Raw genomic sequence first — 1,826 nt, 5'->3', positions numbered from 1 at the left:
CTTTTTACAGGCCTCCCAAATTGCTGAAAAATATCCCTAATGGGATAACTACTCAACTACTTCCAATTGTCTAGCGGACTAAAGGCTTTGGACAGCGGAACTTCACTTACATGAAGATAGATCAATGTTGTTTTTATGCTTTGATGTCCCAGTAGATATTGCAAAGTTTTTATATTTAATCCATCTTCTAATGCATGAGATGCAAAGCAATGGCGTAGTATGTGCATGTTCACTTTTTTAGCCAAACCTGATCTTTTTACCGCATTATCTAGTGCATGTTTAATCCCTCCTAAGCTCATTGGCTCTCCTTTTACTCGCCCATTAAATAGATAGGTTTTAGGCTTACTCATTTTAAAATAGATTCTTAGTTCTTCTAAAATGGTTTGTGATAAAACGGTATATCTATCTTTTCCGCCTTTACCGTTGTTGATACGAATGCGCATCTTCCCATCTAATGTTTCTATATCTTTTATCTTTAAGTTGGCTAACTCTGATCGTCTTAAACCTGAAGAATACACTAAACGAAACATTACTTTATGTTTGTAATTGATGCAACCATCAAAAACTTTTTGAAGTTCTTCGCGGCTTAAAATAACAGGTAAACTTGGCTTCTCTTTGGGATAAGGTATCTGCTGTGCCAGTTTAACATTGCCTACCACCTCTTGGTAATAATATCGTAATCCGGCCACATAAAGTTTGATCGTGCGCCATAGTAGACCATCATCTTGCTGTAAGTGATAAAGAAAATCGATGAGCTGGTCTATTTCTAAAAACCGTGCAGAACATTTGTGAAAAATACTAAGCTTTTCTATAGCTCTACAATAACTTCGTATACTCGATAATGATCGGTTGGCAACCGTCATACGCTTTCTTAATAAATCTAATTCCTGCCTAACCTCAATAGAGGGTTTTGTTGGTGTTTCTTGTCTCATAATTTTATCGGTTTAATTATGAGATACTTTTACGTAAATTTGAGAAAAGCTACACCGAAGGTGTTTAGTGCAACAATAGCTAAGCTACATAACCTTACCTACCAAACCGATTTTACGTAGCTTAGCTGAAACGTTGTACACTATTAAATGAAATTATACTTACCAATATTGATCCTGGTTAGCCTGTTTAGTTGGAACAGTTATTCGCAAACACACCCCTTTCAATCTTTGTCATTCATTGACATTGCCAAAAAAAACAGACTAAAAACAATCTCTATATATCATATTGGAAATGTTGATCCTATTACAAAAGATACTGTGGACGCCCCCTACAATAATCCAAATGTGATTAAACGTTATTTTGAAATTGATTCTGCTACAGGAGTAGCTTGCACAGTATTTTCCGGAGGTGTTATAGACACCATTGTCAATACTGAGTGGTTGATCAATCTGGACTCAGCCCAGTTCTACGGGCATAATGATTGGATAGATTCTATGTCAAAATATAACGATAGATTCCATTTGAATCATACCTGGGAGTACGATTCAAATAAACGGATACGCAAAGTTTGCCAATACAATAAAACGACTAATAACCTTATATACTATTGGTTTTATACATATGCGAAATCGGGCTTACCCAGAAGGGTTGTCCATAATGTAGTTAATGAGTCAGAGTTAAGAGTTTACGAATTCTTCTATGAATACTATTAAACTGTGTACAACATATAAGCACAATGAATTCAAGAAGGGTTGAATTCATTGATGCTTATATGTTATCGAGATGTTGAAGAGCTGCTTTCAATTCGTGGTGTTAAGGTTGATCATTCTACAATTCAACGTTGGGTTTTCAAATTTTCACCACTCATAGAAAAGGAGTTTAGAAAACGAAAG

General features: G+C 35.4%; 2 protein-coding genes. One reads left to right on the top strand and one right to left on the bottom strand.

Annotation, left to right across the window (positions count from 1 at the left end):
• Nucleotides 1–56 precede the first annotated feature (56 nt).
• The gene (locus HRT72_09105; protein NQY67863.1) at nt 57–932 is read right to left on the bottom strand and encodes a tyrosine-type recombinase/integrase; all 876 of its coding nucleotides are present in this window, start codon (nt 930–932) and stop codon (nt 57–59) included.
• A gap of 147 nt (nt 933–1,079) precedes the next feature.
• Between HRT72_09105 and HRT72_09100 the strand changes: the two genes are divergently transcribed.
• Nucleotides 1,080–1,646: a hypothetical protein gene (locus tag HRT72_09100; protein NQY67862.1), complete on the top strand. Its 567-nt coding sequence runs from the start codon at nt 1,080–1,082 to the stop codon at nt 1,644–1,646.
• Nucleotides 1,647–1,826 lie beyond the last annotated feature (180 nt).

The sequence above is a fragment of the Flavobacteriales bacterium genome (assembly GCA_013214975.1).
Lineage (GTDB): Bacteria > Bacteroidota > Bacteroidia > DT-38 > DT-38 > DT-38.
Note: the sequence above shows the minus strand (reverse complement) of the source record. Positions and strands in the feature narration are given on the sequence as shown.

Bases quoted from the DNA above. Each gene is read 5' to 3' on its own strand.
- HRT72_09100 (NQY67862.1), top strand. From the start codon at position 1,080: ATGAAATTATACTTACCAATATTGATCCTGGTTAGCCTGTTTAGTTGG.
- HRT72_09105 (NQY67863.1), bottom strand. From the start codon at position 932: ATGAGACAAGAAACACCAACAAAACCCTCTATTGAGGTTAGGCAGGAA.